At 65.6% G+C, this 13,426-nt stretch carries 14 protein-coding genes; 10 read left to right on the forward strand and 4 right to left on the reverse strand.

Annotated elements, in window-relative coordinates; genetic code table 11:
- Positions 1–8: 8 nt before the first annotated feature.
- The 5 genes from CLV47_RS05750 to CLV47_RS05770 all read left to right on the forward strand — a co-directional run bounded on the left by CLV47_RS05750 (position 9) and on the right by CLV47_RS05770 (position 6,407).
- Positions 9–464 (forward strand): RidA family protein, encoded by a 456-nt coding sequence (locus CLV47_RS05750; RefSeq protein ID WP_106348057.1) that lies wholly within the window; start codon positions 9–11, stop codon positions 462–464.
- A gap of 121 nt (positions 465–585) precedes the next feature.
- Positions 586–1,401, forward strand: a complete 816-nt coding sequence (locus CLV47_RS05755) for an NUDIX hydrolase (RefSeq protein WP_106348058.1) — start codon at positions 586–588, stop codon at positions 1,399–1,401.
- Between the two features lie 20 nt (positions 1,402–1,421).
- Positions 1,422–2,210: an MBL fold metallo-hydrolase gene (locus CLV47_RS05760; RefSeq protein WP_106348185.1), complete on the forward strand. Its 789-nt coding sequence runs from the start codon at positions 1,422–1,424 to the stop codon at positions 2,208–2,210.
- Between the two features lie 28 nt (positions 2,211–2,238).
- Positions 2,239–5,763, forward strand: a complete 3,525-nt coding sequence (locus CLV47_RS05765) for an indolepyruvate ferredoxin oxidoreductase family protein (protein WP_106348059.1) — start codon at positions 2,239–2,241, stop codon at positions 5,761–5,763.
- Positions 5,760–6,407, forward strand: a complete 648-nt coding sequence (locus CLV47_RS05770) for a pyridoxamine 5'-phosphate oxidase family protein (RefSeq protein WP_106348060.1) — start codon at positions 5,760–5,762, stop codon at positions 6,405–6,407. Before CLV47_RS05765 ends, CLV47_RS05770 begins: the two co-directional genes overlap by 4 nt.
- Before the next feature lie 59 nt (positions 6,408–6,466).
- Here CLV47_RS05770 and CLV47_RS05775 read toward each other — a convergent pair whose 3' ends face one another.
- The 3 genes from CLV47_RS05775 to CLV47_RS22210 form a co-directional block, all read right to left on the reverse strand.
- Positions 6,467–7,405, reverse strand: a complete 939-nt coding sequence (locus CLV47_RS05775; protein WP_106348061.1) for a type IV toxin-antitoxin system AbiEi family antitoxin domain-containing protein — start codon at positions 7,403–7,405, stop codon at positions 6,467–6,469.
- 154 nt (positions 7,406–7,559) lie between these two features.
- On the reverse strand, positions 7,560–8,234 hold the full coding sequence (locus CLV47_RS05780; protein WP_106348062.1) for a Crp/Fnr family transcriptional regulator: 675 nt from the start codon (positions 8,232–8,234) through the stop codon (positions 7,560–7,562).
- 72 nt (positions 8,235–8,306) lie between these two features.
- A complete protein-coding gene (locus CLV47_RS22210) occupies positions 8,307–8,696 on the reverse strand; it encodes a hypothetical protein (protein ID WP_177557494.1) in 390 nt (129 codons plus the stop codon).
- 200 nt (positions 8,697–8,896) lie between these two features.
- Here CLV47_RS22210 and nth point away from each other — a divergent pair, with 200 nt between their 5' ends.
- Genes nth through CLV47_RS05810 form a run of 5 tightly spaced genes read left to right on the forward strand, consistent with a single transcriptional unit; the run spans position 8,897 to position 12,642 of the window.
- Positions 8,897–9,664 carry an endonuclease III gene (gene nth / locus CLV47_RS05790; RefSeq protein WP_106348063.1) on the forward strand — a complete coding sequence of 256 codons (768 nt, stop codon included), beginning with the start codon at positions 8,897–8,899 and terminating at the stop codon, positions 9,662–9,664.
- A gap of 25 nt (positions 9,665–9,689) precedes the next feature.
- Positions 9,690–10,301 carry a redoxin family protein gene (locus tag CLV47_RS05795; protein ID WP_106348064.1) on the forward strand — a complete coding sequence of 204 codons (612 nt, stop codon included), beginning with the start codon at positions 9,690–9,692 and terminating at the stop codon, positions 10,299–10,301.
- Positions 10,298–10,969, forward strand: coding sequence for an NUDIX hydrolase (locus CLV47_RS05800; RefSeq protein ID WP_106348065.1), 672 nt, complete (start codon positions 10,298–10,300; stop codon positions 10,967–10,969). Before CLV47_RS05795 ends, CLV47_RS05800 begins: the two co-directional genes overlap by 4 nt.
- Positions 10,966–11,439: a cupredoxin domain-containing protein gene (locus CLV47_RS05805; protein WP_106348066.1), complete on the forward strand. Its 474-nt coding sequence runs from the start codon at positions 10,966–10,968 to the stop codon at positions 11,437–11,439. The genes CLV47_RS05800 and CLV47_RS05805 overlap by 4 nt, the downstream gene beginning before the upstream one ends.
- Before the next feature lie 24 nt (positions 11,440–11,463).
- The gene (locus CLV47_RS05810) at positions 11,464–12,642 is read left to right on the forward strand and encodes a MarP family serine protease (protein WP_106348067.1); all 1,179 of its coding nucleotides are present in this window, start codon (positions 11,464–11,466) and stop codon (positions 12,640–12,642) included.
- 28 nt (positions 12,643–12,670) lie between these two features.
- On the opposite strand, the gene CLV47_RS05815 is transcribed toward CLV47_RS05810, so the two are convergent.
- Complete coding sequence (locus CLV47_RS05815) at positions 12,671–13,396, reverse strand: 2OG-Fe(II) oxygenase (RefSeq protein WP_202862411.1); 726 nt, start codon at positions 13,394–13,396, stop codon at positions 12,671–12,673.
- Positions 13,397–13,426: the final 30 nt, after the last annotated feature.

Raw genomic sequence — 13,426 nt, forward strand, 5'->3', positions numbered from 1 at the left:
TTGATGGCATGAGCGTCAAGGATCGACTGAAAGAACTCGGTGTCGAACTGCCACCGGCCACGACGCCTGCGGGCGCCTACATCCCCGCGCTGCGCAGCGGCAATCTCGTCTACACCTCCGGTCAGTTGCCGCTGGTAGAGGGCAAGCTGCCGCGCCGCGGCAAGGTCGGCGCCGAGGTCAGCCTCGACGACGCGAAGACGGACGCGCGCATGTGCGCGGTCAACGCTCTTGCTGCCGTCGACGCGCTGGTGGGACTGGACGCAGTCGTGCGAGTCGTCAAGGTGGTCGGCTTCGTGGCCAGCGACCCGTCGTTCACGTCGCAGCCGGAGGTCGTCAACGGTGCAAGTGAGTTCCTCGGCGAAGTGTTCGGTGAAGCCGGTCAGCATGCGCGCAGCGCGGTCGGCGTCGCGGTACTCCCGCGTGATACGCCGGTCGAGGTCGAGATCATCGTCGAGGTTGCATAACCTCGACGTCTGCGTAGCAATCGACGCCGTATAGCAAGAGATATTTAGCAATGCATAGGAATTCGTCCCGAGACGGGATATAGGTAGTAGTAACAGCGTCCATCCCAGATAAGTAGGTTTCATGTCAGAAGCGCCCGCAGTTCCCAAACATGCCTCGACCGTTCTGTTTGTGCGAGACGGGAGCGATGGCCTTGAGGTTTACCTTGTCCGCCGCGTGAAAGGTATGCCCTTCGCCGGCGGCATGACGGCCTATCCGGGCGGCAGCGTCGACCCACGGGATATGGACGCGCACTTCAAGTGGGTAGGTCCCGAGCCCGCAGAATGGGCCAAGTCGTTCACGTGCGATGACCAGACCGCCCGCGCCCTCGTGGCGGCCGCCGTACGCGAGACCTTCGAGGAGGCCGGCGTCCTGCTCGCCACCGAACCCGACGGCGACCTCGTCGACGTCAGCGGCGAGGAATGGGAGACCGAGCGGCTCTCCTTGATCGACCACTCGCAGTCCTTCGCCGACCTGCTCGAACGCCGCGGCCTGTCGCTGCGCGCGGACCTGCTGCGGCCGTGGGCGCACTGGATCACGCCCGAGCGCGAACCTCGCCGGTTCGACACTCGGTTCTTCCTCACGTCCCTTCCAGAGGGCATCGCGCCGCGCAACGTCGGTGGCGAGGCGGACCATGCCGAATGGGTGAAGCCCGGGGTGGCCGTCGAAGAGGGGCACAGCGGAGCCCGGCCGATGCTTCCGCCGACGATCCAGACCCTCGAGGACCTTGCCCGGTTCTCGACCGTTCAAGAGGCGATGGACGGCGCTCCGCCGCGACCGATCACGCCGATCGAGCCGAAGATCATCAAAGATGGTGAGGTCGAGTACGTCGAACTACCGGACGGCACTCGCACCCGTACCGCAATCAAGATCGGCAAGAACCGTTCGGTTGCCGACTAATCAAGAGGGTGGTGCGCACCATGTCTGCTGAGCATCCGCTCTACGAAGTACGCCGAGACGTCACGCCGTACGCCTCGGTCGTGCTGGCCAACAACCCCGACCACATGACGCTGGACGGCACCAACACCTGGCTGCTGCGTGCTCCCGGCAACGGCGAGGCGATCGTCATCGATCCCGGGCCCGAAGACGTCAAGCACCTCAACGTCGTCGGCTCCGAGGCCGGCAAGGTCGCGCACATCCTGCTCACCCATGGGCACTGGGATCACAGCGAGTCCGCCCGCGCGTTTCACGAGATGACCGGCGCTCCGGTGCACGCGCTCGACCCCAAGCATCGTTATGGCAGCGAGGGTCTCGGCGAAGGCGACGTGATCGAGGCCGCCGGCGTCGTCGTCAACGTGATCGGTACGCCGGGGCACACCGCCGACTCGTTGTGCTTCGTCCTCGACGATGGCGAGAAGCAGTCGGTGCTGACCGGCGACACGATCCTGGGTCGCGGCACAACGGTGGTGGCCTGGCCGGACGGCGTCCTCGATGACTATCTCAAGTCGCTCGAGCGCCTCAAGGGGTACGGCGCCGCCACGGTGCTGCCCGGTCACGGCCCGGAGCTGCCCTCGGCGGTCGATGCCGCGACGTACTACCTCAAACACCGCGCGCAGCGTCTGCAGCAGGTGCGCGACGCCGTCGCCGAGCTCGGACCCGATGTCGAGCCGCGTGCCGTGGTGGAGAAGGTCTACGCCGACGTAGACGAGAAGCTGTGGGACGCCGCGGAGCTTTCGGTGCGTGCCCAGTTGGAGTACATCAAGGTCTAACTCCCTCACGGAGCAAATAGGAGTCGTCATGACCACCGTGCACCCGCGCATGAACCTGAAGGACCGTTACCGGGTCGAGGACGGTTCGATTTATCTGAGCGGCGTGCAGGCGCTCGTCCGGCTTCCGATGGACGTACGCCGGCTGGACGAGCGTGCGGGCCGTAACTCGGCTGCGTTTGTCTCCGGTTACGAAGGGTCGCCGCTGGCTGGCTACGACTTGGAGCTCGGCCGCAACCGGGATCTGCTGGAGAAGTACCAGATCGAGTTTCAGCCGGGCCTCAACGAGGAGCTCGCGGCCGACTCGGTGGAAGGTAGCCAGCTCGCGCCGCTGATGGACACGGCGACCAAGTCCGGTGTCGCGGGATTCTGGTACGGAAAGGCGCCCGGCCTCGACCGTGCGTCAGACGCGATCCGGCACTCCAACCTCGGCGGCACCCACCCCTCTGGCGGCGTACTGGCGCTCGTCGGTGACGACGCGATCGCGAAATCTTCCACGGTCCCGAGCGGATCGGAGATCGCGATGTCCGAGCTGGGTATGCCCGTGCTTGCGCCGTGTGACCCGCAAGATGTGCTCGACCTTGGGCTGCACGGCATCGCGATGTCCCGATTCTGTGGCCTGTGGGTGGGCATGAAGGTCGCGACCAACGTCGCCGACGGGGCCGGTTCGGCGCTTGTCTCGCCGGATCGCGTCGTACCGTCACTGCCGGACAACACCTTCGATGGCACGCCGTACGTGCACACGCCGAGCGCGCAGTTCCTCGGTCCCAATCTCGCCGTGCTCGAGAAGTCGATGATGGGGCCGCGCCTCGAGCTCGCCCGCCGGTACGCCGCCGCCAACGCGATCAACAAGGTCACCGGGGCGCAGGATGCGACGATCGGCATCGTCACCTCCGGGATCGCGCACCTCGACGTGCTCGAGGCGCTGGGCAACCTCGGCATCGACGCGGGGGCCCTCGAGCGGCACGGGATCCGGATCCTGAAACTCGGACTCGCGTGGCCGTTGGTCGACGCGCAGATCGAAAACTTCGCCGACGGCCTCACCGAGATCATCGTGGTGGAGGAGAAGCGCGCCTTCATCGAGACCAACCTCAAGGACGTACTCTACGGGCGCGCCGGTGCACCGGCCGTGTCCGGCAAGCTCGACCCAGACCGCAAGCCGCTGCTGCGCGCGGACAACGATCTCGGTGCGGACACCATTGCCGCGGCGCTGGCGGCGCGACTGTCTGCCCGGCTGGAGATCCCGTCGGTGAGTGCGTGGCTCGAGGCCAAGGCGGCACCGGCTCCTGTCTCGACCCGGCGCACGATGTTGCCGCTGCTGGCGCGGACGCCGTACTTCTGCTCGGGTTGCCCGCACAACCGGTCGACCGTTGTACCCGAGGGTTCGACCGTCGGTGGCGGGATCGGCTGCCACGCCCTGGCTTTGATGCTTCCCAGCGAACGGGTCGGGGACATGATCGGGCTGTGCCAGATGGGAGGCGAGGGCGCCGCGTGGATCGGGATCTCGCCGTTCGTGGAGGACAAGCACCTCTTCCAGAACATCGGCGACGGCACGTTCCACCACTCCGGAAGCCTTGCGCTGCGGGCGGTCGTGGCCTCCGGCGTCAACGTCACCTACAAGCTGCTCTACAACTCCGCGGTCGCGATGACCGGCGGGCAGCAGGCCGTCGGCGGCATGAGCGTGCCCAACCTGACACGCATGCTGCTCGCCGAAGGCGTCAAGAAAATCATCGTCACCACTGAGGATCCCGACCGCTACAAAGGAGTCGCCCTCGCCGACGGGGTCGACGTACGGCACCGCGACCGGCTGCTCGAGACGCAGGAGCAGCTGGCGGCTATCCCCGGTGTCACCGTGCTGATCCACGACCAGGAATGCGCGACCGAGCTGCGGCGTAAACGCAAGCGCAACATCGTCGCCGAACCGGACAAGCGGGCGTTTATCAACGAACGGGTCTGTGAGGGCTGCGGCGACTGCGGCGCCAAGTCCAACTGCCTGTCCGTGCAGCCGGTCGAGACCGAGTTCGGCCGCAAGACCCAGATCCATCAGCAGTCGTGCAACAAGGACTTCTCCTGTCTGGACGGTGACTGTCCGTCGTTCCTGACGATCACCCCTGGCGTGTCGACGGGGCGTGGCGCGAAACCGGCTGTTGCCGCGCTGTCGGCATCGTCGTTGCCCGAGCCTACTTTTGTTGTGCCGCAGGAAGAGTTCGCGATCAGGTTTACCGGCATCGGCGGCACCGGCATCGTGACCGTCGCGCAGATTGTCGCCAACGCGGGCGTCATCGCCGGTCGCCACGTGCGCACCCTCGACCAGCTCGGCCTGGCGCAGAAGGGCGGCGCCGTCGTATCGGACGTCAAGGTCGGCATGGCACCGCTAAACGCCGCCAACAAGATCAGTGCCGGCGACTGCGATCTTTACCTCGGCTGCGACGTACTGGTCGGTGCGACCGATGCAAACCTCACCGTCGCCTCGCCCGCGCGCACCGTCGCCGTGGTCAGTACGTCGGAGGTGCCGACCGGCGCGATGATCACCGACACGACCGTCGGCTTCCCGGACGGCGATCAGACGCTCGGACGTATCAACGCCGTCAGCCGCGCGTCGCTCAACGCATTTGTCGATGCCCGGATGGCGACCCGCGGACTATTCAGCGACGACCAGTACGCCAACATGTTTCTCGTCGGGGCGGCGTACCAGGCCGGCGCGCTGCCGATCCCGGCCGCCAGCATCGAGGAGGCGATCACACTCAACGGCGTCGCGGTGGATGCCAATGTCCAGGCGTTCCGGCGCGGCCGCCAGATCATCAGCGACCCCGCGGCGGTGTACGCCGCCATCGACGGCCTCGGCGTCGAAGCGCCCGCTCCGGCGGTCGAAGCGCCGAGCAACGTCGGGGTTGCCGTCGGCCGCGTGGTGCGCGCGGTCGCCGGGTCCGAGTTGGAACGGCTGGTCGCGCTGCGGGCGGGAGAGTTAACGGCGTACCAGGACAAGAAGTATGCGAAGTCCTACGCGTCGTTCGTCGAGCAGGTGCGGGCCGCCGAGGCGCCGCTCGGGTCGACCGAGTTGACCGAGTCGGTCGCGAAATACCTGTTCAAGCTGATGGCCTACAAGGACGAATACGAGGTCGCCCGGCTCAGTCTCGACCCGCAGCTCGCGGACGACATCAAGACGCAGTTCGGCGACGCGGCGACGTACTCCTACCGACTGCACCCGCCGATGCTGCGGGCACTCGGGATGGAAAACAAGATCGCCATCCCGCAGGCCGCGGGAAAGCAGATGTTCCGGGCACTGTATGCGATGCGCAAAGTCCGTGGCACCCGACTCGATCCCTTTGGCAAGGCCGAAGTAAGGCAAGTCGAACGCGAGCTGATCGAGGAGTACCGAGTCGTGATCGCCGGCCTGCTGCCGACGCTTGACGTGGCCAACGTGGGGATCGCCGTGCAGATCGCACGACTGCCCGACGTCGTACGCGGCTACGAGGGCATCAAGCTGCGCAACGTCGCGTCGTACCGTGACCAGCTGGCGCAGCAGCGATCGCGCTACGCCGAGGTGCGGGTATGAGCTCGTCTGCCGATGCCGCACCAAGCGAACGTACGGCGGTCACCCGTTATCCGGGTCGTGGGCACTACGACCGGGCAACGATCGACGACGCGCTCGACGCGGGCCTGATCAGCCACCTCGCGATGGCTCACGACGGGTTGCCACGGCTGATCCCGATGATGTTCGTACGCCGCGGTGACGCGGTGTATATCCACTGCGCGGCCGGTTCGCCGCTCGGCCAGCGATTGCAGTCGGGGATCGAGGTATGCCTCGGCGTCACCACCATCGACGGGCTCGTCCTCGCCCGATCGGTACGGATGCACTCGATGAACTACCGCTCCGTCGTACTGTTCGGCACTCCGGCGTACGTCGATGACGAGGACGTCAAGCGGGAGATGTTCGTGGCGCTGCTGGAGAAGCAGGTGCCGGGCCGGTCGGCCGTCGTACGGGCACCCTCGCGCAAGGAACTCGCGCAGGCCTGGGTGTTTGCGCTGCCGATCAACGAGGCCTCGGCCAAGGTGCGCACCGGCGGCGCGTTCGACAACCCGGACGACCTGCCGAGCGAGCTGTGGGGTGGTGAGCTACGGATTCGTACGTCGTACGAACCCGTCCCTGACGAACACACCCCACCCGGCACCGGCCTAGATCTCGACTCCAGTCAATAGTGCTCCAAGGTCGGATTTGGTCGGGTGTATGCGACCAAATCCGACCGCGAGAGCGGGGTTTAAGGGCAGCGGGCACAGCGCTTCATTTTTCCGGCCCAACCGCCTGAGCCGATATCAGTCGCCACGTCGCGCGCAACTCCGCACGGGTTGCCGTGTATGTCGCGGCGGCCGAAGCGCATCGATCGCCAGCCGATCGCGGAGTGTCGGTTGTCGCGTTCGCGGTCTCGGAACACTTGTTGTCCGGTGTGCCACTGCTCGCCGTCGAGTTCGATCAGTAGCCGGAACTCCTCGTAAGCGCCGTCCGCGCGTCTTCCGGTTTCCGGTACGACGAACTGACGCGTCATCGGCGGCAGCCCATGCGGTCTTTCGACTCGGTGTAGGAAGTCGTATTCGAGGTGGCTGTTGATGCCGTCGCGCACGTCAAGCAGGGTTGAGTAGATCAAGTCGCGGTTGGCGATGCGTCCGCGTTCGCCGAGCGTCGCGAGCAGGATCGCTGGCGTCGTTTTAGAGCTGCCGACCGCGTCGTAGATCCAGCCGGCGACATCGCCCGGCGTACTCGCGGCGCACATGTCCAGTACGACGTCGTGGATCGGTGGTCGCGCTGGCCCGCTGTGCACAAGCCTGGATGGCAACTGGGTCGGTCGGTGAATTTGCAGCCACGCACGACTCTGCACCCCGCGACGGTCCGAGATGGCGACATGAATAGGTAGCTGCCGTTGGGTGGTCAGCCCGTGCAGGGCAGCGGCCGTATCGGTCGTCGTGTAGGAATCGGGCCCGGCGAGTGCGAGGCCGGCGTGCACGTAGGAGAGCCAAGATGGCGCGCCACTGTGCAGGAGATATAAGCCACGGTCCAGCTTCGTCCAGATGCGGTCATCGACAAGACGCCGCACGGTGTGCCGACTCAGTCCCGTTTGGGTGATCTGGGTGGTCGTGACGATGCCACTTTGGGCACGGCCGAGGTCCATGAGCGATTTCGGGATCGCCTTGCGTTCATGCATAGAGCCGAGAATGAGCGCCCGGCGTACCTACGCGACTGGCGCGGGAGGCGAACTGTGGACGACACGCCCGCCTGTGGAAACCCCGATTAACGCTCCAAGGTCGGATTTGGTCGGGTGTATGCGACCAAATCCGACCTTGGGAGGCGATTCAGGGCTAGCGGGCGCGGCGGGCCAGACGCTCGGCATCCAGGATGATGACGCTCTTGCCCTCGAGGCGCAGCCACGAGCGCTGCGCGAAGTCCGCGAGTGCCTTGTTGACGGTCTCTCGGGAAGCGCCGACCAGCTGGGCCAGCTCTTCCTGGGTCAGGTCGTGGGTGACACGCAGGTTGTCACCTTCCTGCTGACCGAACTGCTTCGACAGGCTCAGCAACGCCTTGGCGACACGGCCGGGTACGTCGGTGAAGATCAGGTCAGCGACGATGTTGTTGGTACGCCGCAGCCGCCGCGCGATCACGCGAAGCAGGCGTTCGGCAAGGTCGGGGCGGTCGGTGAGCCAGGGGCGCAGGGCGGACTTGGGCAGCCGCGCGACCCGTACGTCGGTCAGCGCCGACGCGGTCGAGGTACGGGGGCCCGGATCGAACAGCGACAACTCGCCGAACTGGTCGGACGGGCCCATCACGGCGAGCAGGTTTTCGCGGCCGTCGGCGGACTTGCGTCCGATCTTGACCTTGCCGGCGAGCACGATATAAAGGCTGTCGCCCTGCTCGCCTTCCTTAAAGATGACGGCACCACGGGCGAGATCGAGGAATTCGAATGATCGCGCCAGCGCCTCCGATGCTTCCTCGTCGACGCCTTGGAATAGTCCGGCGCGCTGAAGTACCTCGTCCACGTGTTCCTCCTGATCGTCAGGCCTGGTGACCTGGATCTTAATTTAGTCGCTGCTGCGGTTAGTTGAAAGTTGTTACTTGCTCGTGTCGGCGGTCTCGCCAGATTGGCCGTCCTCCGGCTCCGAGCTGTCGGTGCTCGAGCCTCCGAGTACGGCGGGCTCAGGCTTGACAATGTCACGGCTACGTCTGGCCGCTTTGCGCCCTCGGCGACCGTTGCGCGGCAACAGGCCGCCGAATCGACGCGATCGCCAGCGCTCCATTGCCTTGCGGAGGCCGCCGGAGATGATCGCGTCGACATCTTCCTGCTTGGCGGAGTCCAGGAACCGCTCGACGTCATCGGTGTCATTGCCCCGGCGTAGGGGCGCTTCGACACGCTCCATCCCGAGCAGGAAAAGCAGTACGGCGATAGGGAAAAGCACGACGAGCAATGCGGCCATCGTGTGCCCTTTCAGTCGCGTATTCATGTCTGTCGGAACGTCGAGCAAACGGAGCTTGACATCGATATGACGAACCTCTCCCCATATCTTGCCGTACGCCGTGGAATTACGACAACAGGCTTGGCCGAAACGCGCCCGACGAACTCAACTCACCATCATATGCGCAGGTCGTCGACGCCGTAGGTACGGTCGCCAAACTGTCGGCGGCTGCGCTTAGGCTAAGAAGCATGGCGAAGCTTAGTGGGGACGGCAGTGCGACGAGCAAACCGGTGAGGAAGACCAGGCGAAATTGGGACACCGAGACAGCCCTTGGACGCAAACGACGCGCGCGCGCAATGGCCCGTGAACTCGGGGAGGTCTATCCGGACGCGCACTGCGAGCTTGATTTCACGACGCCACTCGAGCTCGCGGTGGCCACCATCCTGTCGGCGCAATGCACCGACAAGCGGGTCAACATGGTCACCCCGGCGCTGTTCAAGGCCTATCCCGATGCGGCGGCGTACGCGGGCGCAAACCGTGCCGAACTCGAGGAGATGATCCGCTCGACGGGTTTCTTCCGCAACAAGACGAGCTCGCTGATCAACCTGGGCCAACAGCTGGTCGAGGAGTACGACGGCCAGGTGCCGCCGCGGCTGGATGCCCTGGTCAGGCTGCCGGGAATCGGCCGCAAGACCGCCAACGTCATCCTCGGCAACGCATTTGATATCCCGGGCCTCACGGTCGACACGCATTTCGGGCGGCTCGTACGCCGCTGGGGGTGGACCGAACTGGAAGACCCCGTCAAGGTCGAGCACGCGGTCGGCGATCTGATCGACAAGAAAGACTGGACGATCGTCAGCCACCGGATCATCTTTCATGGCCGCCGGGTCTGCCACGCCCGCAAGCCGGCCTGCGGCGCGTGCACATTGGCCGCGATGTGCCCGTCGTACGGCGAAGGCCCGACCGAGCCCGAAGTCGCATCACGCCTGGTCAAGACCGCCGCTGACTTCCGTTGACGGTTCGACGTACCCTCAAACCATCATGAGGAAGCTGCTCATCGCGCTGGGTTGCGCGCTCGTCGCCGTCACCGGATGCGCCCCGTCGACTGCAAATTCGGCCGACGAACCCACACCGAGCGGCACCGCGGCAGCGCCCAGTGAGCCGGCGACCGGCGATCCGAGCCTGTGCCCGGCCGAGTTCGGTGCGCCAGATAGTTCCGTCGCGGCGGACAAACGCCTTCCGGATGTCACGCTGGTGTGTCTCACCGCGGACAAGAAGCTGAAGCTGAACGGCGCCCCTGGCGTTCCTACCGTGGTCAACTTCTGGGCGGCGTGGTGCGCCCCGTGCCGCACCGAGATGCCGATCTTGGAGCAGTTCTACACGGCGGCTGCCGGCAAGGTGCAGGTGCTCGGCGTCGTCACCAGTGATACCCGCAGCGCGGCGACGTCGTTCGTGGCCGACGAAAGCGTCACCTTTCCCAACGTCCTTGACACCTCTGGGCAGGTCGTGAAGAAGACCGGGCTGATGGGGCTACCCAACTCGATTCTGATCGACGCGAAGGGCAAGATTGTTGCGACCCACGTCGGCCCGTTCAAAGATGCCGCCGAGCTGCGCGAGACCGTCAAGAAGGACCTGGGAGTGGATGTTCAGTGAGTGCACCCAGCCCGCTGCGTAAACCCGAACCCGAACGGGCGCCGGACTTCCTCGCACCGCTGGTCGACAAGCTCAGGACCAGCACCCGCGATGACCTGATGCGATCGGGGCCGCCGGAGACAGGCTCGCGTGAAGCGGCGGTGCTCGTCCTCGTGGGGGAGTCGGCCGCCGGGCCCGACGTACTGCTGACGCAGCGGTCGAGCACCATGCGTAACCATCGTGGACAGGTCAGCTTCCCGGGTGGTTCGACCGACCCGGGCGACGGCGGGTCGATCGGCACGGCACTGCGCGAGGCGGAGGAGGAGGTCGGGCTCGACCCGACCGCCGTCCATCCGCTTTCGGTGATGCCCGATCTCTACATCCCGCGCAGCGGGTTTGCCGTCGTACCGGTGCTGGCCTGGGCCGACGGCGACTACGAGGTGCACGTGCGTGAACCGGCCGAGGTCGCGCGCGTCGAACGCGTCCCGATCAGTGCGCTCGTCGACCCGGCGCACCGCTTCACCGTCACCCACCCGATGGGCTACCGGGGCCCCGCCTTTGAGGTCGATGGACTGTTTATCTGGGGTTTCACCGCCGGCGTACTAGACAGGCTCTTGGATCTGGGCGGATTTGCCTCGGCCTGGGACGAGACAACCGAGCGGCTTCTGCCGGAGAGGTACATGAGATGACCGAATCACCTGAGACTCTGCCAATCTTCGAACGGCAGATGGGTCGCCGAGGCGTGCTCGCCGTCGGGCTCGGGGCGGCGGTGTTGGGACTGGCAGCCTGCACAGGAGCCGCCCAAAAGTCGGTCGATGAGGAAAACAAGAAGGCGCAGCCGCAGAAGGACACCGTTACCCTCAAGCCCAACGCGTCCGGCGTACAGGAGGTCGAGATCGATGCGAGCGACAACTACCGATTCGTGCCGTCCACCATCAAGGCCCAGCCCGGCACGATCAAACTGACGTTGGTCAACAAGGCGACGGCGGCCACCCACAACCTCGTGTTCAAGCCGGGCGGGCCGACCGCAGAGATCCCCTACCTCGCGCCCAAGACGAGCAAGTCGATAACCTTCGATGTGACGCCCGGTGACTTCCCGTTTGTCTGCACGTTCCACGAGTCGCTTGGTCAAAAAGGCACTCTGATCGTTACCGCATGATCGTCACTGCATGAGCGACCCCGCATGATCGCCGACGTCATCGTCGTACTCCTCGTCGTGTGCTTCGCAGCACTCGGCTATCACCATGGGCTTATCCAGTCGGTGTCCTCGTTTGTCGGATTTGTCGTCGGCCTGGTGGTCGGTATCCGGCTGGCCGTGTTTATCGGCAACCGGATCGACACGGTCGCGACCCGTATCGGAGTCGTCGTCGCCGTGCTGGTGCTTTTCGCGCTCGGCGGTCAGGCGATCGCCAACTTCGTCGGCACGCGAATCAAGAAGAGGGTGCGGTGGAGTTCGGCCAGACGCGTGGACCGGGTGCTCGGTGGCCTGGTTTCGGCAACCATCGCGGTCCTGCTGTGCTGGGTGGTCGCGCTTCCGCTGGCAGTATCGACATCTCCGCAAGTATCTGCCGCGATCAAGTCCTCGAAACTTCTGCCGCTGATTGATGACGCCGTACCCAACTCGGCGCGCGACCTCTATGCATCGATCAAACAGTCGATTTCCAGCCAGGGCCTACCCGACGTGCTCGGACCTCTGACGCAGTCGACCGCCGTCGAGGTCGGTCCGCCCAAGGCGGGGCTGCCCAGCACACCGGCGATAGTGCAGGCCGGCAAGTCGGTAGTCAAGGTGCAGGCAACGGCCGACCAGTGCTCGCGGATCATTGACGGCTCCGGCTTCGTGTTTGCGCCCGAGCGGGTGCTGACCAACTCGCACGTGGTCGCGGGTACCTCGTCGGTCGAAGTGCAGACGATCAACGGCGTACGGGACGCGACCGTGGTCTACAACGACGAGCAGACCGACGTCGCGGTACTCAAGGTCCCCGGTCTTACGCTGCCGACACTGCCGATCAATCCCAAACGTGCCGCCTCCGACGATGATGCGGTGGTGGCCGGCTATCCCGGCGGTGGTCCGTACCAGGCGCAGGCGGCCAAGATCCGCACAAGTGGTGAGATCAGCGGCCCCAACTTCCGGGACACCGGCACCGTAGTCCGCGACGTCTACGCACTCAAGGCGCACGTGATCAAGGGCAACTCCGGCGGGCCGCTGCTCGCGCCGGACGGGTCCGTGCTCGGCGTGGTGTTCGCCTCCGCGACAGACAACAGCGAGGTGGGGTACGCGCTGACGCAAAATCAGGTCTCGGACGCGCTTACCACGGGTGCGAAGGCGACGAAGCAGGTCGACACCGGCTCCTGCGCCGGCTAGGCCCGACCCGCCGGCATCGGCGGCGGGCTCAGGCCGCGTCGTGCAACACGAGCCCGAGGGTGTGCCGTACGCCGGACCGCACCTCGTTGACGCCGTGTCGCATCGGGCCGAGGACCCAGCCACGCTTGGCCAAGACCGGCCGTTCACGAGTGGTGAAGATCAGCCCGTGACCTTGCTCCAGGACGCGGCAGATGCCGCGGGACTGCGCGCGGGGCCGTTGCTCGAGCATCATGAACTCGCCTCCGGTGAAATCTTCGCCGGGCCGGTTAAGCCCGATCACGACCTGCATCGGGAAGACGAGCTCGCCGTAGATATCGCGATGCATGGCGTTCCAGTCGCCCTCGCCGTACTTGAGCAAGATCGGTGTCGGCTTGGTCTGGCCGGCCGCGTGGCACTGACCTAGCCACTCGTCGTACGACGCGGGCCACGGCGCATCCTTGCCCAGCTTCGCGGCCCAGTCCTGCGCGATCGGCAGCAGACGCGGGTAGAACGCGTGCCGTAGCCGGTCGATGAGGTCGGGCACGGGGTTATCGAAGTAACGGTATTCGCCCTTGCCAAACCGATAGCGCTCCATGTCGATGGTGCTGCGGAAGCGGGCGTCCTCGTCGTACATCTCGATGATCTGGGCGCATTCGGCCGGCGTCATTATGGGGCCGGTCAGGGCGCTACCGGCGTGGTCCAATTCGGTCGTCAGCGCGCGCCAGTCCTGGCCGTCCACGCGGCTGGCAATGTCCGTCATAGTCTCTCGGCTCACGGTCGGTCCCCTAACGTTCGACTGCGGGTA

Origin of the sequence: Antricoccus suffuscus (genome assembly GCF_003003235.1) — a bacterium.
Lineage (GTDB): Bacteria > Actinomycetota > Actinomycetes > Mycobacteriales > Antricoccaceae > Antricoccus > Antricoccus suffuscus.

What these genes read in the sequence shown, in the direction of transcription:
- CLV47_RS05750 (WP_106348057.1), top strand. Translation starts at nt 9, where the DNA reads ATGAGCGTCAAGGATCGACTGAAAGAACTCGGTGTCGAACTGCCACCG.
- CLV47_RS05755 (WP_106348058.1), top strand. Translation starts at nt 586, where the DNA reads ATGTCAGAAGCGCCCGCAGTTCCCAAACATGCCTCGACCGTTCTGTTT.
- CLV47_RS05760 (WP_106348185.1), top strand. Translation starts at nt 1,422, where the DNA reads ATGTCTGCTGAGCATCCGCTCTACGAAGTACGCCGAGACGTCACGCCG.
- CLV47_RS05765 (WP_106348059.1), top strand. Translation starts at nt 2,239, where the DNA reads ATGACCACCGTGCACCCGCGCATGAACCTGAAGGACCGTTACCGGGTC.
- CLV47_RS05770 (WP_106348060.1), top strand. Translation starts at nt 5,760, where the DNA reads ATGAGCTCGTCTGCCGATGCCGCACCAAGCGAACGTACGGCGGTCACC.
- CLV47_RS05775 (WP_106348061.1), bottom strand. Translation starts at nt 7,405, where the DNA reads ATGCATGAACGCAAGGCGATCCCGAAATCGCTCATGGACCTCGGCCGT.
- CLV47_RS22210 (WP_177557494.1), bottom strand. Translation starts at nt 8,696, where the DNA reads ATGAATACGCGACTGAAAGGGCACACGATGGCCGCATTGCTCGTCGTG.
- nth (WP_106348063.1), top strand. Translation starts at nt 8,897, where the DNA reads ATGGCGAAGCTTAGTGGGGACGGCAGTGCGACGAGCAAACCGGTGAGG.
- CLV47_RS05795 (WP_106348064.1), top strand. Translation starts at nt 9,690, where the DNA reads ATGAGGAAGCTGCTCATCGCGCTGGGTTGCGCGCTCGTCGCCGTCACC.
- CLV47_RS05805 (WP_106348066.1), top strand. Translation starts at nt 10,966, where the DNA reads ATGACCGAATCACCTGAGACTCTGCCAATCTTCGAACGGCAGATGGGT.
- CLV47_RS05810 (WP_106348067.1), top strand. Translation starts at nt 11,464, where the DNA reads ATGATCGCCGACGTCATCGTCGTACTCCTCGTCGTGTGCTTCGCAGCA.